The organism is Pseudomonas sp. S2_F03 (genome assembly GCF_054668335.1).
Genome location: NZ_CP162759.1, coordinates 2,850,235 through 2,870,265 on the forward strand (window position 1 = coordinate 2,850,235; position 20,031 = coordinate 2,870,265).

General features: G+C 57.8%; 20 protein-coding genes and 7 pseudogenes. 5 read left to right on the top strand and 22 right to left on the bottom strand.

Translation table 11 applies throughout. From position 1 onward, the window contains the following. Window positions 1-2: 2 nt before the first annotated feature. The 17 genes and pseudogenes from AB4N76_RS13445 to AB4N76_RS13525 all read right to left on the bottom strand — a co-directional run bounded on the left by AB4N76_RS13445 (window position 3) and on the right by AB4N76_RS13525 (window position 10,123). Window positions 3-431 carry a hypothetical protein gene (locus tag AB4N76_RS13445; RefSeq protein WP_460164543.1) on the bottom strand — a complete coding sequence of 143 codons (429 nt, stop codon included), beginning with the start codon at window positions 429-431 and terminating at the stop codon, window positions 3-5. Beyond that, window positions 424-846: a hypothetical protein gene (locus AB4N76_RS13450; protein ID WP_460164544.1), complete on the bottom strand. Its 423-nt coding sequence runs from the start codon at window positions 844-846 to the stop codon at window positions 424-426. Before AB4N76_RS13450 ends, AB4N76_RS13445 begins: the two co-directional genes overlap by 8 nt. Further along, window positions 843-1,064, bottom strand: coding sequence for a hypothetical protein (locus AB4N76_RS13455; protein ID WP_046030729.1), 222 nt, complete (start codon window positions 1,062-1,064; stop codon window positions 843-845). The genes AB4N76_RS13450 and AB4N76_RS13455 overlap by 4 nt, the downstream gene beginning before the upstream one ends. Then, complete coding sequence (locus AB4N76_RS13460) at window positions 1,061-1,192, bottom strand: hypothetical protein (protein WP_256577173.1); 132 nt, start codon at window positions 1,190-1,192, stop codon at window positions 1,061-1,063. The genes AB4N76_RS13455 and AB4N76_RS13460 overlap by 4 nt, the downstream gene beginning before the upstream one ends. A gap of 2 nt (window positions 1,193-1,194) precedes the next feature. Then, entirely contained in the window at window positions 1,195-1,704 is a 510-nt protein-coding gene (locus AB4N76_RS13465; RefSeq protein WP_256577172.1) for a hypothetical protein, read from the bottom strand. Next, entirely contained in the window at window positions 1,688-2,089 is a 402-nt protein-coding gene (locus tag AB4N76_RS13470) for a hypothetical protein (RefSeq protein ID WP_046030730.1), read from the bottom strand. The genes AB4N76_RS13465 and AB4N76_RS13470 overlap by 17 nt, the downstream gene beginning before the upstream one ends. A 72-nt stretch (window positions 2,090-2,161) precedes the next feature. Continuing rightward, entirely contained in the window at window positions 2,162-2,581 is a 420-nt protein-coding gene (locus tag AB4N76_RS13475) for a DUF6402 family protein (protein WP_460164545.1), read from the bottom strand. A 16-nt stretch (window positions 2,582-2,597) separates the two neighbouring features. Further along, window positions 2,598-2,900 carry a hypothetical protein gene (locus AB4N76_RS13480; protein WP_460164679.1) on the bottom strand — a complete coding sequence of 101 codons (303 nt, stop codon included), beginning with the start codon at window positions 2,898-2,900 and terminating at the stop codon, window positions 2,598-2,600. Continuing rightward, entirely contained in the window at window positions 2,869-2,964 is a 96-nt protein-coding gene (locus tag AB4N76_RS13485; protein WP_460164546.1) for a DUF6402 family protein, read from the bottom strand. Before AB4N76_RS13485 ends, AB4N76_RS13480 begins: the two co-directional genes overlap by 32 nt. Before the next feature lie 109 nt (window positions 2,965-3,073). After that, a pseudogene (locus AB4N76_RS13490) lies at window positions 3,074-3,600 on the bottom strand (PAAR domain-containing protein). Between the two features lie 10 nt (window positions 3,601-3,610). Beyond that, window positions 3,611-4,019: pseudogene (gene tssE / locus AB4N76_RS13495) on the bottom strand (type VI secretion system baseplate subunit TssE). 14 nt (window positions 4,020-4,033) lie between these two features. Further along, a pseudogene (gene tssC, locus AB4N76_RS13500) lies at window positions 4,034-5,510 on the bottom strand (type VI secretion system contractile sheath large subunit). Between the two features lie 28 nt (window positions 5,511-5,538). Then, window positions 5,539-6,042 carry a type VI secretion system contractile sheath small subunit gene (gene tssB, locus AB4N76_RS13505; protein WP_077431016.1) on the bottom strand — a complete coding sequence of 168 codons (504 nt, stop codon included), beginning with the start codon at window positions 6,040-6,042 and terminating at the stop codon, window positions 5,539-5,541. Window positions 6,043-6,074: 32 nt separating this feature from the next. Beyond that, window positions 6,075-7,637 (bottom strand): annotated as a pseudogene (gene tssA / locus AB4N76_RS13510) (type VI secretion system protein TssA). A 654-nt stretch (window positions 7,638-8,291) separates the two neighbouring features. After that, window positions 8,292-8,567 carry an HU family DNA-binding protein gene (locus AB4N76_RS13515; RefSeq protein ID WP_003213368.1) on the bottom strand — a complete coding sequence of 92 codons (276 nt, stop codon included), beginning with the start codon at window positions 8,565-8,567 and terminating at the stop codon, window positions 8,292-8,294. Between the two features lie 194 nt (window positions 8,568-8,761). After that, window positions 8,762-9,910 (bottom strand): NAD(P)/FAD-dependent oxidoreductase, encoded by a 1,149-nt coding sequence (locus AB4N76_RS13520; protein WP_046030737.1) that lies wholly within the window; start codon window positions 9,908-9,910, stop codon window positions 8,762-8,764. Window positions 9,911-9,930: 20 nt separating this feature from the next. Next, a pseudogene (locus AB4N76_RS13525) lies at window positions 9,931-10,123 on the bottom strand (rubredoxin). A 178-nt stretch (window positions 10,124-10,301) separates the two neighbouring features. Here AB4N76_RS13525 and AB4N76_RS13530 point away from each other — a divergent pair. Next, window positions 10,302-10,853, top strand: coding sequence for a chorismate--pyruvate lyase family protein (locus AB4N76_RS13530; protein WP_046030738.1), 552 nt, complete (start codon window positions 10,302-10,304; stop codon window positions 10,851-10,853). Then, entirely contained in the window at window positions 10,853-11,743 is an 891-nt protein-coding gene (gene ubiA, locus AB4N76_RS13535; protein WP_460164547.1) for a 4-hydroxybenzoate octaprenyltransferase, read from the top strand. The genes AB4N76_RS13530 and ubiA overlap by 1 nt, the downstream gene beginning before the upstream one ends. A gap of 179 nt (window positions 11,744-11,922) precedes the next feature. Here ubiA and AB4N76_RS13540 read toward each other — a convergent pair whose 3' ends face one another. Continuing rightward, window positions 11,923-12,306 carry a COG4315 family predicted lipoprotein gene (locus tag AB4N76_RS13540; RefSeq protein ID WP_046030742.1) on the bottom strand — a complete coding sequence of 128 codons (384 nt, stop codon included), beginning with the start codon at window positions 12,304-12,306 and terminating at the stop codon, window positions 11,923-11,925. Window positions 12,307-12,459: 153 nt separating this feature from the next. Here AB4N76_RS13540 and phoB point away from each other — a divergent pair, with 153 nt between their 5' ends. The 3 genes from phoB (at window position 12,460) to AB4N76_RS13555 (ending at window position 15,981) form a co-directional block, all read left to right on the top strand. Then, window positions 12,460-13,149 (top strand): phosphate regulon transcriptional regulator PhoB, encoded by a 690-nt coding sequence (phoB, locus tag AB4N76_RS13545; RefSeq protein WP_007896474.1) that lies wholly within the window; start codon window positions 12,460-12,462, stop codon window positions 13,147-13,149. 81 nt (window positions 13,150-13,230) lie between these two features. Beyond that, the gene (gene phoR / locus AB4N76_RS13550) at window positions 13,231-14,517 is read left to right on the top strand and encodes a phosphate regulon sensor histidine kinase PhoR (protein ID WP_256577246.1); all 1,287 of its coding nucleotides are present in this window, start codon (window positions 13,231-13,233) and stop codon (window positions 14,515-14,517) included. A gap of 123 nt (window positions 14,518-14,640) precedes the next feature. Then, window positions 14,641-15,981, top strand: a complete 1,341-nt coding sequence (locus tag AB4N76_RS13555) for a hemolysin family protein (RefSeq protein ID WP_046030749.1) — start codon at window positions 14,641-14,643, stop codon at window positions 15,979-15,981. A gap of 117 nt (window positions 15,982-16,098) precedes the next feature. On the opposite strand, the pseudogene AB4N76_RS13560 reads toward AB4N76_RS13555, so the two are convergent. The 4 genes and pseudogenes from AB4N76_RS13560 to pstB form a co-directional block, all read right to left on the bottom strand. Continuing rightward, window positions 16,099-16,997: pseudogene (locus AB4N76_RS13560) on the bottom strand (peptidoglycan DD-metalloendopeptidase family protein). 216 nt (window positions 16,998-17,213) lie between these two features. Continuing rightward, window positions 17,214-18,116 (bottom strand): response regulator, encoded by a 903-nt coding sequence (locus AB4N76_RS13565; RefSeq protein ID WP_460164548.1) that lies wholly within the window; start codon window positions 18,114-18,116, stop codon window positions 17,214-17,216. Between the two features lie 178 nt (window positions 18,117-18,294). Beyond that, the gene (phoU, locus tag AB4N76_RS13570) at window positions 18,295-19,047 is read right to left on the bottom strand and encodes a phosphate signaling complex protein PhoU (RefSeq protein WP_460164549.1); all 753 of its coding nucleotides are present in this window, start codon (window positions 19,045-19,047) and stop codon (window positions 18,295-18,297) included. Window positions 19,048-19,092: 45 nt separating this feature from the next. Beyond that, window positions 19,093-19,954: pseudogene (gene pstB / locus AB4N76_RS13575) on the bottom strand (phosphate ABC transporter ATP-binding protein PstB). Window positions 19,955-20,031 lie beyond the last annotated feature (77 nt).

Below are 20,031 nucleotides of genomic sequence, written 5' to 3' on the forward strand. Positions count from 1 at the left end.
TCTCATGAATAAAACGTCCTGTAGAGCGCTACCGTCAGACCCGCGCAGACGTAGCCGGCGATCAGGAGGTACGGCACGATCAGGATCCAGCCGTAGGCCATGTAAGAGTCACTGAGCTGCCCGACGACCAGACTAAACAAGCCATAAAGCATCCATGGCACGGCGTAGAACGGAATGAACTTCAACGGCGCCAACCAGACCATCCGCAGCGCTTGTTGCTCGCTACGGTTCTTGGCGGATCGAGAAGTCCACAGCGAAAACATCAACAGACCGGGGATGCCCCACCACAACAGGTACACCCAATGGGTCTCGGATGAATCGAACGTGGAGTACTCGCCAATCCACAGGCCATAGGAAAAAATCGCCAGCACCGCCAGCAATGGCCACCACAAGGCAACCATGAAGTAACTCAGTTGCGCTCGGCTAAGCATGGTCGGCCCCCGACGCGAGCTTCGAGGCTTTTGCGCCAACTACTTTGCGCTTGTACCAGCCATCCAGGCCGGTGCTGAGAAGGATCGCCGTCAAGGTGAATATTCCTTGGCCGATGCCATAGAGCAGCGCCCGTAGCGGATGATGCGGCAGCATCCACAGGAGAATTAGTCCTACCCAGATCGCCCACAGGATCAACTTCACACGTAGCACAGGAATCAGCGCCAGCACCGCGTTGAAGACAAGGAAAAACTCGTAGAGGAATTTGCTGGTAAGACGAATGTTCACGCCACGGGAGGTCAAGCCGCCGTAGGTCGAGATGTACCAGTCGGCCGCGAAGTTATTCAGAAACGCGTAACCCACACAGAAAACACTGTGGATCAACAGGCAGCAGACGATGCGGGCCAGCATGTTCATGCGGGACGCACCGAGGAGTAACAGCTGCCCACGATTTCGATGGCCACCAATGAAATCAGGACCATGAACGTCAGCGAGCGATGCAGCCATGACTGACGCAGTCGCTTGCTGATCGCCGTGACAATCAGCAGAAAACTCAAGATCGCGATGCCGCCGAACAGATTGCTGTCGGCGATGAACATCAGATACATGCGCATCTCGTCCGATACGTCGATCATGGGCAAAAGGCTCCATCCTTGAGGGTCCAGCTGCGCTGATAACCATCACGTTCACGTTTGACGGATTGCAGGGCGTAGAAATGGAGATGAGGCCCGACCTCTTTTTGCTGTTCTTTTTGCTCGTCCATGATTACCGGTCTCTCGCTTTTTCAGACGTCATCGCCGTGCTGGTGTGTAGATAAAGTTGTTCGCCGTCAAACCCTGTAATACCGGCAGCGCTCAGAGGAAAACCGTCTTTCGTGCTGTATCGAACCCAGCCTTGCGACCACATATCGCCATTCTCGTGACGAACCTGTACGTAGTAATTTGGTGCTTCGGCCTTGGAGACTTCGATAAATACCCCACCATCTTCGCCACCCACCCAAAGCGCATTGGGATGAGCAATCAAAGTCGGGGCGACGGACCGTTCCATACGCAACAGCACAGCAAACAAAACCAAAATCGCCAGCAGCCCAATGGAGCTCAGGAAAGCGATAAGCAAAGTAATGGACAGGCGCTTTTTATCCGTGCACTGGCACAACTCCCCCTCCCTAGTGAGCCTGGACATCAGGTCTCCAGAACCTTGTGTGGGGTGTTGCTGATAAATATGCTCAATACACTTCCCCTCCAATCCGACAGTTTGCTTATTCTTTTCCGTCATCTAACGGCGCGCACGCTGTAATACTCCACCCTTCGTACCCGGTTGAAGTTGGATAAATCGCATGACCATTAACCCATTGCGAGCGCTCATCTGTCGTGAATTCATTCTGCCAAAGCAGCCACTCAGACGACTTCAGCAACTCACCGTCAACGCTATACACTCGAAAAAACGCTTCACTAGTGAAAAGCTTTACAAATTTCCCAGCGACGCCAAAATTAGAATACTTCGGTATATACGAATTAATATAACAAGTTTTAGCTTCATTCCAAGTCGTGGAATAAACTTCCGCCGTAACGGCAGCCCCATGCTTAATGTATAGCCAAACGGAAACAGGCGCGCCTACTACAAGCAATATCAGCACCAACAAATACGACATTTTTTTCATAATCACTTAGACCCAGAGCGAGATAGGTACTCTTCAAAATCGATAGGACCAAGATGAATTATAAAAGACACGTCATACAACTTGACCGTCGTATAAATCATCATATCTCCACCTCTTCCCGTTCACTTGCCGATATTTATTAAAGTGCCCATTCGTCACTTTGTGATATTCGACTCCGGCTTTTTCAATCAACGCAGGCTCGGCAAAATAGTCAATCGGACCGGGCCGGGTTACCCCTTCAGGCGCCCAATAGCCCAATAATTGATCGTCCCCGGCATTGAGAAAGTCGTAAGTATCCCGAACGTAAAGGCCAACCTGCTCTATTTCTATTGCCGGAAAGCCATGATCGTTTTGAATAGTGCGAAATTTAGTTGCCGCGACTTTTACGACGAAAGTCCCTAAAGCGCCATATACATCATCCAACGCATCCGTAGCCTTTTCCCAATCTTTAGCCCCGAACCTAATCAAATTAAACTGGGATATATCCTCCAACTCAATAGCTGTTTTATCACTGTAATCCAGGTATGCGCTTTAGCTTCTTTGACTTTGCATCCAGCAAGCCAAGTCGCTGGAGTCGCGTCATCAATACGATCAGCCCTTTAGAAAGCTCGTCGAGCGAACCTTTTACTCTACCGGCACTTCCGTTAAATTCTGATGTTGATGATAGCTCAGCAATATACTCATCAACTTTTGGCTTTACACGCTTCGACCCAGTAAACAACCACTCAAACGGTATATCAGTTATAAGTTTATCCGCACTCAAGGTACTCGCTGCTATGTCACCTTGTCTTAACAGATTTTGGCAACTCATAGGGCTCACCAGCGAACCACTTCCGCATGACACGAGCGGCCACCGTCCAACCCAATTTATCCATAACTTTAGGAATTGAAGAAAGCTGAAAACCTTAGCTTGAACGCTTTGACCTTCTTTATTCTTGAGCTGGAGTCAGAGGAGCTTTGATCGGCGCGGGCATGGAATAAACCTCAGCAAATGGCAATAGAGTTTTGAGGTTCTAAAAGCAACGTAACCCCTTCAGCAATTGAGGAGCCAATTACCGAAGTTTTTTCCTTCACTATCCGTGACACCTGTTATTTCTTTTCCTGAGTCCGTGCGGATTGTGTATCCGCGATCCGCTATCGGCGCGCCTGTCTCGGGATCAGTCACAACGAAGTGTTCGGTAAACGGCCACTGAATTTCCACCGGCAACGGAGGAACAAACGGCACCGCCGAATGCGAATTCCCGATAATCACTGTCCCGGACCCGGCCGTAACCTTGTTGCCATGAGTCCCAACGGAATCCACCGTGGCAGCCGGTTTGCCGTTAATCAAAACCGTCGTCGCCAACCCGCCCGGACATCGCACCACCACACGCCGAGGCATCGCCTTGGCGGGCGGCCGCGAGGCCGTCGAAGAACACGTCGCCGGAGCCGGCGGCAATCGGGTTGGTGCCGTGGCCGGGGAGCGGGCAAGCGGTGGGGTCGGATACACGTGCTGCGGGTTTGCCGGACATACGAATCTCCTTAGTTGACCTTCACTTGACCGCTGCCATCCAGGCGCGCGGCGAAACTGACCTGACGCTTGAAACCATCAACTTCCAGCAGCCCTTCGATGCTGAAGGACAGGCGAAGCTGATCGTGGTCACGCGGCAGGGAAATGACACGCACATTGCTCAGGCGTGGCTCGTAGGCTTCGATGAAATTTTCGATGGCCAGACGGGCCTGACTCAGGGAGTCGTGCAGGCTCAGACGCATGTCATTGAGATCGGGTAGCTCGTAATCGGACAGCGTTTGCACGCTGCCCGCACGGGTGCTGAGCATCTTGGCCAGATGGGCAGCCACGGACGCCATGGCGGAAACCTTCGCGGCTCCAGCCGACGCGTTTGTCCGCGTCGCCACCCAGGCGTTCGAAAAGGCTGCCGTATCCAGTCATGAGTTAGCTCCGCTTTACTCTTTGTCCAGCTTGCCAACCAGCGACAGGGTGAAATCGGCACCCATGTACTTGAAGTGCGGGCGCACGTTCAGGCTGACGCGGTACCAGCCAGGCTCGCCTTCGACATCGCTGACGATGATCTGGGCAGCGCGCAGTGGACGACGGCCACGTACTTCGGCGCTCGGGTTTTCCTGGTCGGCCACGTATTGGCGAATCCACTTGTTGAGTTCCAGCTCGAGGTCGGTACGTTCTTTCCACGAACCGAGTTGCTCGCGCTGCAGCACTTTCAAGTAGTGAGCCAGGCGGTTGACGATCATCATGTACGGCAGTTGGGTGCCGAGCTTGTAGTTCAGCTCTGCGGCCTTGCCTTTCTGCGCTGATGCCGAAGAACTTCGGCTTCTGCACCGAGCTTGCGGAGAAGAACGCTGCGTTGTCGGAGCCTTTGCGCATGGTCAGGGAGATGAAGCCTTCCTCGGCCAGTTCGTATTCACGACGGTCGCTAACCAATACTTCCGTAGGAATCTTGGTTTCGATTTCGCCCATGCTTTCGAAGTGGTGCAACGGCAGGTCTTCCACCGCGCCACCGCTTTGCGGGCCGATGATGTTCGGGCACCAGCGGAACTTGGCGAAGCTGTCGGTCAACTTGGTGCCGAACGCGTAGGCCGTGTTGCCCCACAGGTAGTGTTCGTGGCTGTTGGCGACGGTTTCTTTGTACACGAACGACTTGACCGGGTTGTCTTCCGGGTCGTACGGGTTACGCAGCAGGAAACGCGGCACGGTCAGGCCAACGTAACGGGAGTCTTCCGACTGACGGAAGCTCTGCCATTTGGCGAATTGCGGGCCTTCGAAGTGATCTTTCAGATCCTTCAGGTCTGGCAGGCCAGTGAAGCTTTCCAGGCCGAAGAATTTCGGGCCGGCCGCGGCAATGAACGGCGCGTGGGACATGCAGGCAACGCTGGACACGTACTGCATCAGTTTCACGTCCGGCGAGCTTGGGGACATGAAGTAGTTGGCGATGATCGCGCCCACAGGCTGACCACCGAACTGGCCGTATTCAGCGGTGTAGATGTGCTTGTACAGGCCCGACTGCATCACTTCCGGCGAATCTTCGAAGTCGTCCAGCAGGTCGTCCTTGGAGACGTTGAGGATTTCGATCTTGATGTTTTCGCGGAAGTTGGTGCGGTCGACCAGCAACTGCAGGCCACGCCACGACGATTCCAGGGACTGGAAGTCCGGGTGGTGCAGGATTTCGTCCATCTGACGGCTGAGCTTGGCATCGATCTCGGCGATCATGCGGTCAACCATGGCTTTCTTGACCGGCTCACCGTTGTTCTGCGGCTTGAGCAGCTCTTCGATGAAGGCCGACACACCGCGCTTGGCGATGTCGTAGGCTTCGTCGTCCGGGGTCAGGCGGGTTTCGGCGATGATGCTGTCGAGAATGCTGTATTCGCCGTTCTCGTTGCTCTTTTGCTGTGCTGCGCTAGTGCTCATTGTCTTGGCTTCCTTGGCTGATGGGGGCTCAGGCTTCCTGGGCTGCGGCGTTCAGGCCCAGCTCACCCAGTACGCGACCGCGGGATTCGTCGTCGGCGAGCACGCCTTCGATGGCTTTGCGGAACGCAGGCGCGTTACCCAGCGGGCCTTTGAGGGCCACCAGCGCGTCGCGCAGTTCCATCAGTTTTTTCAGCTCAGGCACTTGCTCGACCAGGCTGGCCGGGTTGAAGTCCTTCATCGAGTTGACGCGCAGTTTCACGGCCAGTTCTTCAGTGTCGCTTTCTTCCTGAAGACGGTTCGGTACGCTCAGTGTCAGGCTCAGCTCTTGCTTGGCCAGCACCTCGTCGAAGGTCATCTTGTCGATGCTGATCGGCTTGCGATCTTCGACTTTGCGTTCGTCCTTGCGGTGGGTGTAGTCACCGATTGCCAGTAGTTTCAACGGCAGTTCGATCTCTTCCTGTGCACCACCGGTGGCAGGTTTGAAAGTGACGTTGATGCGTTCCTTGGGGGCTACCGAGCCTTCTTTGGCCATGGCTTTTCTCCTTGCGGTTGTGGCCCGGGGCCTCATTCGAGTACCACTTCGAGATCGAGGTGGCACAGCCTGCGATAAATCTCTTCCTTGCGTTCACGTACGGCATGGTTCTGCGGCAACAACTCGCAGCAGCTATGCAGTAAATGCAGCACTTCCAGCGCAAGATCGGGCTCCCAGGCGTTCAGGCCTGAGTCCTGTAATGTTTGGTCCAGTGTTTCGAGTTGGGTCTTGGCCAGTTCGTATTTCTTGGCCATGAAGCACAACCGCGCGAGGGCGAACTGCCAGAAAAAATCGAACGCGCCCACTCCTGGGCGCTTTGCAGGCCCTGCTTGAGGATCTGCACGGCGGCCTTGAGGCCGTCCTTGCGCAGAATCGGCAGGACTTCTTCCAAGGCCAGTTCCCAGGCCGGCTGGGTTTCGACGTCGGTTTCGACTTTGCGCGGCGCACTGGCGCTTTGCAGGTGCGGCATGACATTGGCGGCGATCCACGCCCGGGTGGACGGATCGGCAAACGGGGCGCCATCGTGGTAACGCAACTCGACGATGCCAGGCAGGCGCTGAATCAAAAGCGCGAAGTGGATTTCCACTTCGCGCATGGCCATCTCGGCGTTCAGGGCCTGAAGGCATTCCCAGACCATCCGCTGGCCATCGAACCAGAACGGCGCCTTCGCCAGGCTCGCCTCCAGTTCCACCAACAGGTCAGCGTATTTGCCCTGATCGTAGCGGTCCTGATAGACCTTGAGCTTGTCCGCCGGCAAGCCGCGCAGCACGGTGATTTGCTCGGCATTGCGCTCGGGGACGGCATCGATCGGCAACCAAAGCAACGTGCGATTGAGGCGCAAGGCGCGCAAGTCGGTGGCTTTCTGCTTGAGCCACCAGACACACAACGGCCGCGCGCTCTCTTGCTGAGCGCGCAAGGCCTTGTGGGCTTCTTTTTCGTTGTCGATCGGTGCGCCGGGGGTGAACAACTGCGTGGCGGCTTGTTTGACCTGAGCGACTGCGGCGCCGACCACACCGGGTTCCGGCTGATTGTCGGCAGCGCGCTGCACCATGCTTTTCAGGCGACGGGAGATCGGCAGCAACAGCGGCGCATCGTCGCCCAGGTGCTCGGTGCAAGCGGCGTCGAGGCCTTCAAGGTGTTCGACCAGCCGCCGGAACATCGGCAACTGCTCTTTGATCGCGACGTTTTCGGTGAGCACCTGCTCCAGACGCGGCACCAGCCAACTGATGGCAGCGGAGCGGGTGCGGGCCTTGTTCGGGTGGACTTCGGCCCAGTGGCTTTCGCACAGGTAGTGCAACAAGCCGAGGCCGGCCAACAGGCCCTGGAAGGATTCGCGCTGGTACAACGCCCAGGTCAGCCAGGCGCCAACCCGCAAGTCCTTGGACTGGGTTCGCAGCAGGTTTTCGCTGTTTTCACGGATTTTCAGCCAGTCGATCTGACCGCTTTCGTGCATGGACGAGGCTTTTCGCCAGCTCACTTTCCAGTGCTTCAAATTCGCCCGAAAAGCGAACGTCCTCGCCCGCGAAATTCTCTTTGGAAACAGAGACTTTTGCGAGTTCGAGATAATGCGCGGAAAGTTTGCTTGAGTAGGACATCCATGGCCTTTAATTAGGATTACGGTCGTACGCCCAATGAAGATTTCAGGGGGCATGGACAGTATCAAAGAGCTGCGAGAAGTCTCATCCAATTGAGTTCGTGCTCTTTCAAGTGGGCGCATCGTAATCACAATGATGGCCACTAGCAAGCACCTGATTAAACAACAAGATGAAGTGTTCTTTGTTACGCGTAGGAGATTTCCCTATATGAGACAGGGGTTACCCTGACGGCCTTTTAATATTACCGCCTTCATCAGAAGCCCCCGAAAGCACTGAGCTAGAGCCTCGCGTTAAACATCTTCGGAATCCGAAGCAACGCCTTGCATTGGCGGTCGTGCAGCATGCCAACAATAGAAGACAATTAATGTAGGATTCGTCTGAAACACAGAGATCGATATTGAACAAATCGAAGCGGGACAATGGACAGTTAAGAAAGTGCCATCGCCATGATGGCGCCCTATATATCCCCGACGCTTTCAATGGATGGGCAAGGCATTAATCCGAATGTCAAAACTATAGTTCCAGAATGTATTTATCAGTCCACAAACTGCATACAACTCTCTTGTCTGCGCCCATAAAAAATGGGCATGCGAATTAATCGGCATGCCCATTTTTCAGTACGGTTCTCCCCGTTATTCAGGGAGTTCGCCGCAATTATGGATTAACGCTGTCTTTCAACGATTTGCCTGGCTTGAAGGCAACGGTGTTGCTGGCCTTGATTTTGACGGGCTCACCGGTTTGCGGGTTTTTGCCGGTGCGGGCACCGCGGTGGCGTTGCAGGAAGGTACCGAAGCCCACCAGCGTGACGCTGTCCTTGCGATGCAGAGCGCCGGTGATTTCTTCGAGAACGGCGTTGAGAACGCGGTTGGCCTGCTCTTTGGTGAGATCTGCTTTTTCAGCAATTGCTGCGGCGAGTTCTGGTTTACGCATATTAGTGAAGCCCCTTTGACGGTTTTTTGTTGTTATGTCCGTGCTGCTCTCTGCGGAGCAGCGCCCAAAGCGCCGCAGGTGCTCTACTCTGCGGCAGACGGGAGTGAGAATGGCACGCACGGAGGAGCCGCGCCAGTCTCGGCACGCGGTTTGTAGGGGCAAAACAGGGGTGATTCCGACAGAACGACCGGCATTTACGCCAGCAGTGCCGGAAGCTCTTTGTTGAGGGCCAGTTTTTCCATCACCGCGGCGCCTGTCAGGGCATAACCGAGCAGTTTTCCGCCCGCATCGCGGCATAAGACCTTGATGTCGGCGCCCTGCCCTTCGACCGTCCAGACGCCCTCGGTACCGCGTGGTGGCGGCGAGACCACCAATGGGCACACCGGGGTTTTCACGGTGATTGGCATCGGGCCGTAACTCACCGCCGTAGGGGTTCCGGCCAGAGTCTGGGCCAGCGCTCGGGCGCAGCTCATCAACGGCATGACGTACAGCAAGTTCAGCCCGTCAACTTCGGCGCAGTCGCCCAGTGCGTAGATATTGTCATGGGAGGTTTTCAGGTGACGGTCGACCACCACGCCTCGATTGACTTGCACGCCGGCCGCAGCCGCCAGATCGATACGCGGGCGCAGACCGATGGCCGAGACCACGACGTCACAAGGAATCACCTGACCATCGGACAGATGCGCTTCCAGACCGTCAGCCACTCGCTGCAAGCGATTGAGCACCGGCCCGAGGTGGAAGCGAGCGCCAAGGCTTTCCAGACCGGCCTGGACGGCAGACGCGGCGGCCGGGTGCAGCAGGGTCGGCATCACTTGCTCGCACGGTGCGACCAGTTGCACCTGGTAGCCGCCAAGGCTCAGGTCATTGGCGAACTCGCAACCGATCAGGCCGGCGCCGAGCAGCAACACGCGGCGCTTGCCGGCCGCCGCCGCACGAAAGCGGGCGTAATCTTCCAGATCGTTGATCGGGAACACGCAGTCCGCTGCGTCGCCGTCAATTGGCACCCGCACAGTTTCGGCGCCCCAGGCCAGAATCAGGTCACGGTAGATCACCGCCTCCTCACCGATCCACAAGCGCTTGTGGCCCGGGTCGATGCCACTGATGCGCGTGTGCGTGCGCACTTCGGCCTTCAGCGTCTCGGCCATGGTGCCGGGTTCGGCCATGCTCAGGCCGTCGGCGTCTTTGTTTTTGCCGAAACCGGTGGAAAGCATCGGCTTGGAGTAGGAACGCCCGTCATCGGCGGTAATCAGGAGCAACGGGGTTTCGCTGTCGAGCTTGCGAAACTCCCGGGCCAGGTTGTAGCCGGCCAGCCCGGTACCGACGATCACGACAGGTGCGTTCATTCCTTACTCCTCTAATTGTTTTAAGCAGCGATTTCGATCATTTCGAAATCCATCTTGCCCACGCCGCAGTCCGGGCACAGCCAGTCTTCCGGCACGTCTTGCCACAGTGTGCCCGGCGCAATGCCGTCGTCCGGCCAGCCGTCGGCTTCGTTGATAGATAAGGCCACAGACCACACATTGCCATTTTTCATTTGGTTCATCCTCAGGATTCAGGCGTATTGCCGGCGCGAACGGTCGATGGTTGCAGCGCTGCCGTCCGGCTCAGGGCGTTTTGTACTGATCGGGCCCGTCAGATGCAAGCCTGTTCGGCGCGACGGTGGCCGCGGTCAATCAAAATCGCCGGCTGACATGGTAAGCTCGCCGCCTCATTTGCTGCCAATAATGACTCACTGTGCCGCACTCAAAATCCCCGCTGTGGCTCACCCAAGGCCAACTCACTCCCCGCCCCGACGCCTCTATTCTCGACTGGCTGTTCGACGAAGGCTCCCTGACCCGACGTTTGATCCGTTTGTCGAATGACCGCTTCAGCGTCACGCCGCTGTTCGAAGGCTGGCAACTGCTGCGCACCGACGAATGTGCTGCGCTGGACCTGGCCGAAGGCAGCGAGGGCTGGGTTCGCGAGGTGTATCTGCGCGGTCACGGCGAGGCATGGGTGTTTGCCCGCAGCGTGGCGGCACGCAGCGCGCTGCAGGGCGATGGTTTGCACATGGACGAATTGGGCAGCCGCTCCCTGGGGGAATTGCTGTTTTGCGATCATGCGTTCCAGCGCCGCGCCATCGAGGTTTGTCACTATCCTCAAGCATGGCTGCCGCAGGAATGCCGGGCACCTGAGCTGTGGGGCCGGCGTTCGCGATTCGACCGCGGCGCCTTGAGTGTGTTGGTGGCCGAGATCTTCCTGCCGACCTTATGGAGCGCCACCCGCGCCCATCCGGAGAACTGTTGATGTACCAGAGCCTGCTCAAGTCCCTGAACCGCTTGAATCCTCGGGCCTGGGATTTCATTCAACTCACGCGCATGGACAAGCCCATCGGCATTTACCTGCTGCTGTGGCCGACCTTGTGGGCGTTGTGGATTGCCGGTAAAGGTTCGCCCTCCTTGGCCAACGTGGTGATTTTCGTCCTCGGCGTGGTGCTGACCCGCGCCGGTGGTTGTGTGATCAACGACTGGGCGGACCGCAAGGTCGACGGCCACGTGAAACGCACCGCGCAACGACCACTGGCCAGCGGCAAGATCAGTTCGAAAGAAGCGTTGGTGTTCTTTGCGCTGTTGATGGGCGTGAGTTTCCTGTTGGTGCTGTGCACCAACGCGCCGACGATCTGGTTGTCGCTGGGCGGGCTGGCGCTGGCGTTCACCTATCCGTTCATGAAGCGCTACACCTATTACCCGCAAGTGGTGCTGGGCGCCGCGTTTTCCTGGGGGATGCCGATGGCGTTCACCGCAGAAACCGGGGAACTGCCGGCCGTGGCGTGGCTGTTGTGGATCGCCAACCTGCTGTGGACCGTGGGTTATGACACGTATTACGCGATGACTGACCGCGATGACGACCTGAAGATCGGGGTGAAATCCACAGCGATTCTGTTTGGCGATGCAGACCGGGTGATCATCCTGACCTTGCAAGGGTTGGCGCTGGGTTGCTTGTTGCTGGCCGGGTCGAAGTTCGAGCTCGGGGGCTGGTTCCATCTAGGCTTGCTGGCGGCGGCGGGCTGTTTTGCGTGGGAGTTCTGGTGCACCCGCGACCGTGACCGGATGCGTTGTTTCAAGGCGTTCTTGCACAACCATTGGGCCGGATTGGCGATTTTTGTCGGGATTGTGCTGGATTACGCGTTTCGCTGATGGACACGCTTTATGTAGCGGCTGCCGAAGGCTGCGTCCGGCTGCGCAGCAGTCGTAAATCCTGAGCCCGCGGTTCATCTGATGCACCGCGTGAGCAGACTTTACGACTGCTGCGCAGCCGGACGCAGAGCTACGCCAGCTGCTACCGGGCTACGATCCGTTAAGGTTCGCAACTTCCGTTACATATGCTCGCGAACGACGTGCCAGACGTCTTTCATCTTGTCACCCTTCATTTCTCCAGGTGCCTTGTCCTTCTGGAAGTAGTAAAGGGGCTTGCCGCCGTAGGCCCATTGCATTCTGCCATCGTCACGCTTGATGATTGACCATTTGCCTTCAGGCTTGGCGCCCGCCTCTGCAATGAACGGTGGCCAGTACTCCAAACACTCACCGGTGCACGAGGACTTGCCGGCAGTGTCCTTGTCGAACGTGTACAGGGTCATGCCTTTATGGTCGACCATCATGCCATCTTTCATCATCACAGGATCAGCTGCGAAGGCCATCGTTGGCAAAGCCAGGACCGCGCTAAGCATCAGGGCCTTAAAGGAATACGAGTATTGCTTCATGGAAACCTTCCTTTTGTGGTTGTCAGGATTCGGACTTAGAGCTTAGTTCAGGATCATGACAATCGCCGGGCGACTAAAATACTGTCACACGACTGCAATAATTCCGTTATCTAATGCGGCGCAAGTACAGTTAAATGACAAGAGGATTAAGGCATGGTTGGCAGGAGCATTCTGATCGTCGACGACGAAGCGCCCATTCGCGAAATGATCGCCGTTGCGTTGGAAATGGCCGGCTATGACTGCCTGGAGGCCGAGAACTCTCAGCAGGCCCATGCCATCATCGTCGACCGCAAGCCGGACTTGATCCTGCTCGACTGGATGCTGCCCGGCACCTCCGGTATCGAGTTGGCCCGCCGTCTCAAGCGTGATGAGCTGACCGGGGACATCCCGATCATCATGCTCACCGCCAAGGGCGAAGAGGACAACAAGATCCAGGGCCTGGAAGTCGGCGCTGACGACTACATCACCAAGCCGTTTTCCCCACGCGAACTGGTAGCCCGCCTCAAAGCCGTGCTGCGCCGTGCCGGCCCCACCGATGGCGAGGCGCCGATTGAAGTCGGCGGCTTGCTGCTGGACCCGATCAGCCACCGCGTGACCATCGACGGCAAACCTGCCGAGATGGGCCCGACCGAATACCGCCTGCTGCAGTTTTTCATGACCCACCAGGAACGTGCCTACACTCGTGGGCAATTGCTGGATCAGGTCTGGGGCGGCAATGTCTACGTCGAAGAACGCACCGTCGACGTGCACATCCGTCGTCTGCGCAAAGCCCTCGGCGATGCTTATGAAAATCTGGTACAAACCGTGCGCGGTACAGGCTACCGGTTTTCCACCAAGGCCTGATACCGCCCTTACCCGCCCGACAAGCCGACAAGGACGCATGTTTCCGTGAACCAAAACTGGCATGGCACCCTGATTCGCCACATGCTGTTACTGGTCACCGGTTGCCTGGTGATCGGCCTGATTACCGGCTACTACGGCTGGAGCCTCGCCGCAGGGCTGGGCATTTATCTGGCCTGGACCCTCAAGCAACTGCTGCGCCTGCACGAATGGCTGCGCCTGCACACACCCGATGAAGCACCGCCCGACGGCTATGGCCTGTGGGGCGAGGTATTCGACAGCATTTATCACCTGCAACGCCGCGACCAACGGGTACGCGGGCGTCTGCAAGCGGTGATCGACCGGGTCCAGGAGTCCACCGCCGCGCTCAAAGACGCGGTGATCATGCTCGACAGCGATGGCAACCTGGAATGGTGGAACCGCGCCGCCGAAACCCTGCTCGGCCTCAAGACCCCGCAAGACAGCGGCCAGCCGGTGACCAACCTGGTGCGCCACCCGCGCTTCAAGGAGTATTTCGAGCAGAGCAGCTACGCCGAACCGCTGGAAATCCCGTCGCCGACCAATGATCGCGTGCGCATTCAGCTATACATCACACGCTACGGCAACAACGAACACTTGATGCTGGTGCGCGACGTCACACGCATTCATCAGCTGGAACAAATGCGTAAAGACTTCATCGCCAACGTCTCCCATGAGTTGCGCACGCCGCTGACGGTGATCTGCGGCTATCTGGAAACCCTGCTCGACAACGCCGAGGAAGTGAATCCGCGCTGGACCCGCGCCTTGCAGCAGATGCAGCAACAAGGCGGGCGCATGCAGACATTGCTCAATGACTTGCTGCTGCTGGCCAAACTGGAAGCCACCGATTACCCGTCGGACAACCAACCCGTGGTAATTGACGGCTTGTTGCAGTCAATCAAGAGCGACGCCCAGCAGTTGTCCGCCCAGAAAAACCAGCACATCACGCTTGAAGCCGACCCGAGGATTTTGCTCAAGGGCAGTGAAGCAGAACTGCGCAGTGCGTTTTCCAACCTGGTGTTCAACGCGGTGAAATACACCCCGGCCGAAGGCTCTATCCGCATTCGCTGGTGGGCTGACGAGCAAGGCGCGCACCTGAGCGTGCAGGACTCCGGGATCGGCATCGACAGCAAACACCTGCCGCGCCTGACCGAACGTTTCTACCGCGTCGACTCTAGCCGCAATTCCAACACCGGCGGCACCGGCCTGGGCCTGGCCATCGTCAAACACGTGTTGCTGCGCCACCGTGCGCGGATGGAAATCAGCAGTGTGCCGGGGCATGGCAGTACCTTTACCTGCCACTTTGCGCCGGCGCAGGTGGCCAAATTGCAGGTCCTCAAGACCGCCGACTGATACCGGCCAGCACTGGCCACTAGGCAATTACCGAGTCAGCCGCTACATTGGCTGACTTGTGCCTGCCTTTCAGGTGCACTTTTTCCATTCCTCTTGAATACACGGAACCCGCAAAACTCCATCATGGACCCTTCCCCTGGCTTGACCCTCGCAACACTCTTCGCCGATTTCGGCATGATTCTTTTTGCTCTGATCCTGGTTTTGCTCAACGGATTTTTCGTTGCGGCCGAATTTGCCATGGTCAAATTGCGCTCGACCCGGGTCGAGGCCATCGCCGATAAAAACGGCTGGCGCGGGCATATCCTGCGCACCGTTCACAGTCAGCTCGATGCCTACCTGTCGGCGTGCCAATTGGGTATCACCCTCGCCTCCCTCGGCCTTGGCTGGGTCGGTGAACCGGCGTTCGCGCACATTCTGGAACCGCTGCTGAGCGCCGTTGGTGTTGAGTCCGCCGAAGTGGTCAAGGGCGTGTCGTTCTTCACCGCGTTCTTCATCATTTCGTACCTGCACATCGTGGTCGGTGAACTGGCCCCCAAATCCTGGGCCATTCGCAAACCCGAGCTGCTGTCGCTCTGGACCGCGGTGCCGCTGTACCTGTTCTACTGGGCCATGTACCCGGCCATCTACCTGTTGAACGCCAGCGCCAACACGATTCTGCGTATCGCCGGCCAGGGTGAACCCGGCCCGCATCACGAGCACCATTACAGCCGCGAAGAGTTGAAGCTGATCCTGCACTCCAGTCGTGGCCAGGACCCGAGCGACCAAGGCATGCGCGTTTTGGCTTCGGCGGTGGAAATGGGCGAGCTGGAAGTGGTCGACTGGGCCAACTCCCGCGAAGACCTGGTGACGCTGGAGTTCAATGCGCCACTCAAGGAAATCCTGGCGATGTTCCGTCGCCACAAGTTCAGCCGTTACCCGGTGTACGACAGCGATCGTCAGGAGTTCGTCGGTCTGCTGCACATCAAGGACCTGCTGCTGGAACTGGCGGCGCTGGACCATATCCCCGAGTCGTTCAACCTGGCCGAACTGACCCGTCCACTGGAGCGCGTTTCGCGGCACATGCCGCTGTCGCAATTGCTGGAGCAGTTCCGCAAGGGCGGCTCGCACTTCGCGGTGGTTGAGGAAGCCGACGGCAACATCATCGGCTACCTGACCATGGAAGACGTGCTGGAAGTACTGGTCGGCGACATTCAGGACGAACACCGCAAGGCCGAGCGCGGGATCCTCGCCTACCAGCCGGGCAAACTGCTGGTGCGTGGCGATACGCCGCTGTTCAAGGTCGAACGCCTGTTGGGCATCGATCTGGATCACGTCGAAGCTGAAACCCTCGCCGGGCTGGTCTACGAAAGCCTGAAGCGGGTGCCGGAAGAGGAAGAAGTACTGGAAGTCGAAGGCCTGCGGATCATCATCAAGAAGATGAAAGGGCCGAAGATCATTCTGGCCAAGGTGTTGATGCTCGATTAAGCCCAAAACCTGTGGGAGCCGAGCTGGCCTCGCGATGACGGCGTAATAACCAACATCACCGAATCTGACACCCGCTATCGCGAGCAAGCTCGGCTCCTACAGGGATCGGTGTCGCCTTCACTTCTTGCCCAACGCAAAGTTGGGCAACACCCCGACCGGTTGCTTGAACTGGTACGGAATTGATACCAGCCCCAGCCCGGTATTGCGTTGCACCACAAGTGCAGGTGCGGCCCGCTGCTGTTGCCGGTATTGCCCGACAACCCCAGCGCACTGCCCACCGTCACTTGTTGCCCCTCGCGAACACAGACCGAGCCTCGCTTGAGGTGCAAATACACGCCCATGGTCCCGTCGTTGTGCAGTACTCGCACGAAATTGCCCGATGGATCCGTGCCGCGCCCGCTCTGCCCGCTCTCGGTTTTCACCACCACGCCGCCACGCGCCGCGATGATCGGCGTGCCCTCCGGCATGACGATGTCCATGGCGTAGCGATTCTTCGGCCCGAAGTGACTGTATTGGCCATTGGCGCCCTGACTCACGCGAAACGGACCGCCCCGCCAAGGCAGCGGGTAGCGATAGCCCACCATGGCGGCCCCTGAAGGGTCGCCCAGGGAATATTCGAACTTCGGGGTGTACACGAGAGGTCTTCCGGCCTGCGCCGCCGTGAGCACTGCGACACGAATGCTGCTGCGCGCCGGCAACACCTTGCGAATAGGTCGACTCGGGGCGCCGCTGACGTTCTTCAACCCGGTGAAACCCAACCCGACCTCAACCGGCGCATACAGATTATTGCGCACGTACACACTGTGCACACCGTCCTTCTTCATGAACACGAGGTACACCTGACGTTCAAGGTGCTCTTCCATCCGATCCTGAAAAACGAACACCTTCGAGCCTTTAGTAGGGCGGTCACTGTAGGAGACCACGCCATTGGCATCGGTGGACTTGTAGACCGTCACGGCCATCGCCGAGGTGGCGGCCATAAACAGCCCACAAAAAAACAGCAGTCGCGTGAACATGGGCAGGATTCTGTCGAGTAAGGCATCAAATGGAGCTCTAGCAGGTGCAATGGACCCGGCTAGTCGACAGATGTTTCAAATGATCGCTCCCACGCTTCGTGCGGGGATGCAGCGAAGCAGATGCGGAGCGTCCGGGGAGGCCTTCCCACGCAGAGCGTGGGAACGATCATGTAGGAGCGAGCCTGCTCGCGATGGCGGACTGTCAGGCGGCGAAGATCACGCGCCCGGTATGAAATGCTTCTGCGCGGTACCACGAGCAATCAGGCGGGAGATGTAATCGAGCTTCTGAGCATCCTGGTCGACGAAGCGGAAGGTCAGTTGCAACCAGTCGCTGTCGGGTTTTGGCTCGTGGGCGACGACCGCGTGCAGGTATCCGTTGAGGCGGGCGATTTCAGCGTTCTCACCCTGCTCCAGGTCGAGTACCGCGCTGTCGAGGATCTGTGGCAGCGTGTCGGTGCGTTTGATCACCAGCAGCGCTTCCTTGATGCTCAAGGCTTTGATCACGCATTGCTGAATGCCGCTGGGCAAACGCAGCTGACCTTGACCGCGACCGCCGGCAGGCGCTGCGGAAGCAGCCGGTGCCTTGACCGGTGGGCTGTTGAGCAGACCTTTGGACGGTGCGGCAGCCGGAGTCGGTGCGACCACGGCGGCTTTGCCACCGGTCAACGCGCTCAGGGAGTCGTTGCCGAAGGCCGAGTTCATCTTGGTCGGCGCGCCGCTCATCAAGGCATCAAGTTTGCCGACCTTGTTCAGGGCCTGCTTGACCTTGGTCAACAGTTGCTCGTTGGTGAACGGCTTGCTGACATAGCCGGAAACGCCGGCCTGAATCGCCTGGACCACGTTTTCTTTGTCGCCACGGCTGGTGACCATCACGAAGGGCATGGTCTTGAGGTTGTCTTGCTCGCGGCACCAGGTCAGCAGTTCCAGGCCAGACATTTCCGGCATCTCCCAGTCGCACAGGACCAGGTCGAACGCTTCCCTGGCCAACATGGCCTGAGCCTTCTTGCCGTTGATGGCATCTTCGGTGCGAATACCCGGGAAGTAGTTACGCAGGCACTTTTTTACCAGGTCACGAATGAACGCTGCATCGTCCACCACCAATATGCTGATCTTGCTCATCCATCACCCCTCGAAAAAAATCCCGGCAAGCATACCGTCTTGCTGATGGCACATTGCCAAAAACCTTCAGTCACGCCGGGACTTTTCGTTCGCGGGTGCTGCTTCTAACGTCGAAAACCACCTACAAAAACGCCCGGCCAAAGGACCGGGCGTTTTTCTTGGGCAGTCTTACTTATCGTCAGCTTTTGCCCGGAACATTAGCGGTTTCACCGCTTGTTCCTTCAACTTCTTCCTTCATGCGCTTGAGACCCAAGTGACGCACGTCGGTGCCGCGTACCAGGTAGATCACCAATTCCGAAATGTTGCGCGCGTGGTCGCCGATCCGCTCCAGCGAACGCAACACCCAAATGATGCTCAAGACCCGCGAGATAGAGCGTGGGTCTTCCATCATGTAGGTCGCCAGCTCACGCAGGGCGGTCTTGTATTCTCGGTCGATGATCTTGTCGTACTGCGCCACCGACAACGCCAGGTCGGCGTCGAAGCGGGCAAACGCGTCCAGTGCGTCGCGAACCATGTTGCGCACTTGGTCGCCGATGTGACGAACCTCGACGTAACCGCGCGGCGCTTCGCCTTCTTCGCACAATTGGATGGCACGACGGGCGATTTTGGTCGCTTCGTCGCCGATGCGCTCCAGGTCGATTACCGATTTGGAGATGCTGATGATCAGGCGCAAGTCAGACGCTGCCGGCTGACGACGGGCCAGAATGCGCAGGCATTCTTCGTCGATGTTGCGTTCCATCTGGTTGATCTGGTCGTCGATCTCGCGAACCTGCTGGGCCAGACCGGAGTCGGCTTCGATCAGCGCGGTGACCGCGTCGTTGACCTGCTTTTCCACCAACCCGCCCATGGCCAGGAGGTGGCTGCGCACTTCCTCAAGCTCGGCGTTGAACTGCGCGGAAATGTGGTGGGTAAGGCCTTCTTTGCTAATCATGTTGGCGTCCTTGGAGCGTCCGGTAAGGTGCGGTGGGCCGCAGCGTCAGTTCAGTGAGCAACCACAGGCTTCCCAGCCGTAACGACCGGTGATGTAGTCTTCGGTCTGCTTCTTCGCCGGATTGGTGAACAGGGTATCGGTGTCGCCGAATTCCACCAGTTTGCCCATGTACATGAACGCCGTGTAGTCGGAAACCCGCGCGGCTTGCTGCATGTTGTGGGTCACGATCACGATGGTGAATTTCGATTTCAGTTCGTAGATCAGCTCTTCGACTTTCAGCGTGGAGATCGGGTCGAGGTGCCGAGCACGGTTCATCGAGCAGCAGCACTTCCGGTTCCACGGCGATGGTGCGAGCGATGACCAGACGTTGCTGTTGACCACCGGACAGGCCGAGTGCCGACTCGTGCAGACGGTCTTTGACTTCGTCCCACAGGGCAGCGCCTTTCAATGCCCACTCGACGGCTTCGTCGAGTACACGCTTCTTGTTGATGCCCTGGATGCGCAAGCCGTAAACCACGTTTTCGTAGATGGTTTTCGGGAACGGGTTCGGCTTCTGGAACACCATGCCGACACGGCGACGCAGCTCGGCCACGTCTTCGCCTTTACGGTAGATGTTGCTGCCGTAGAGGTTGATCGCGCCTTCGACACGGCAGCCGTCAACCAGATCGTTCATGCGGTTGAAAGTACGCAGCAGCGTGGACTTGCCGCAGCCGGACGGGCCGATGAAGGCGGTCACGCGCTGTTTCGGGATGTTCATGCTGACGTCGTACAGCGCTTGTTTTTCGCCGTAGAACAGGCTCAGGCCCGGCACTTCAATGGCCACGGTTTCCTGCTCGAGGTTCAGGCTCTGTTTGTCGCGACCCAGTGCCGACATGTTTATGCCGTGGGTGTGTGCTTCGTGCTGCATGGGAGGCTCCCTGTGCTAACAAATTCGGTTCAGTGAGCTGCTGGCACCGAGGCCAGCAGCACTTTCAATTTTTGTGA

Coding starts and splice junctions, on each gene's coding strand:
- AB4N76_RS13445 (WP_460164543.1), bottom strand. CDS start 431: ATGCTTAGCCGAGCGCAACTGAGTTACTTCATGGTTGCCTTGTGGTGG.
- AB4N76_RS13565 (WP_460164548.1), bottom strand. CDS start 18,116: ATGAGCAAGATCAGCATATTGGTGGTGGACGATGCAGCGTTCATTCGT.
- AB4N76_RS13515 (WP_003213368.1), bottom strand. CDS start 8,567: ATGCGTAAACCAGAACTCGCCGCAGCAATTGCTGAAAAAGCAGATCTC.
- phoU (WP_460164549.1), bottom strand. CDS start 19,047: ATGATTAGCAAAGAAGGCCTTACCCACCACATTTCCGCGCAGTTCAAC.
- phoB (WP_007896474.1), top strand. CDS start 12,460: ATGGTTGGCAGGAGCATTCTGATCGTCGACGACGAAGCGCCCATTCGC.
- AB4N76_RS13480 (WP_460164679.1), bottom strand. CDS start 2,900: ATGAGTTGCCAAAATCTGTTAAGACAAGGTGACATAGCAGCGAGTACC.
- AB4N76_RS13520 (WP_046030737.1), bottom strand. CDS start 9,910: ATGAACGCACCTGTCGTGATCGTCGGTACCGGGCTGGCCGGCTACAAC.
- phoR (WP_256577246.1), top strand. CDS start 13,231: ATGCTGTTACTGGTCACCGGTTGCCTGGTGATCGGCCTGATTACCGGC.
- AB4N76_RS13485 (WP_460164546.1), bottom strand. CDS start 2,964: ATGGATAAATTGGGTTGGACGGTGGCCGCTCGTGTCATGCGGAAGTGG.
- tssB (WP_077431016.1), bottom strand. CDS start 6,042: ATGGCCAAAGAAGGCTCGGTAGCCCCCAAGGAACGCATCAACGTCACT.
- AB4N76_RS13460 (WP_256577173.1), bottom strand. CDS start 1,192: ATGGACGAGCAAAAAGAACAGCAAAAAGAGGTCGGGCCTCATCTCCAT.
- AB4N76_RS13540 (WP_046030742.1), bottom strand. CDS start 12,306: ATGAAGCAATACTCGTATTCCTTTAAGGCCCTGATGCTTAGCGCGGTC.
- AB4N76_RS13555 (WP_046030749.1), top strand. CDS start 14,641: ATGGACCCTTCCCCTGGCTTGACCCTCGCAACACTCTTCGCCGATTTC.
- AB4N76_RS13465 (WP_256577172.1), bottom strand. CDS start 1,704: ATGACGGAAAAGAATAAGCAAACTGTCGGATTGGAGGGGAAGTGTATT.
- AB4N76_RS13455 (WP_046030729.1), bottom strand. CDS start 1,064: ATGATCGACGTATCGGACGAGATGCGCATGTATCTGATGTTCATCGCC.
- AB4N76_RS13470 (WP_046030730.1), bottom strand. CDS start 2,089: ATGAAAAAAATGTCGTATTTGTTGGTGCTGATATTGCTTGTAGTAGGC.
- ubiA (WP_460164547.1), top strand. CDS start 10,853: ATGTACCAGAGCCTGCTCAAGTCCCTGAACCGCTTGAATCCTCGGGCC.
- AB4N76_RS13450 (WP_460164544.1), bottom strand. CDS start 846: ATGAACATGCTGGCCCGCATCGTCTGCTGCCTGTTGATCCACAGTGTT.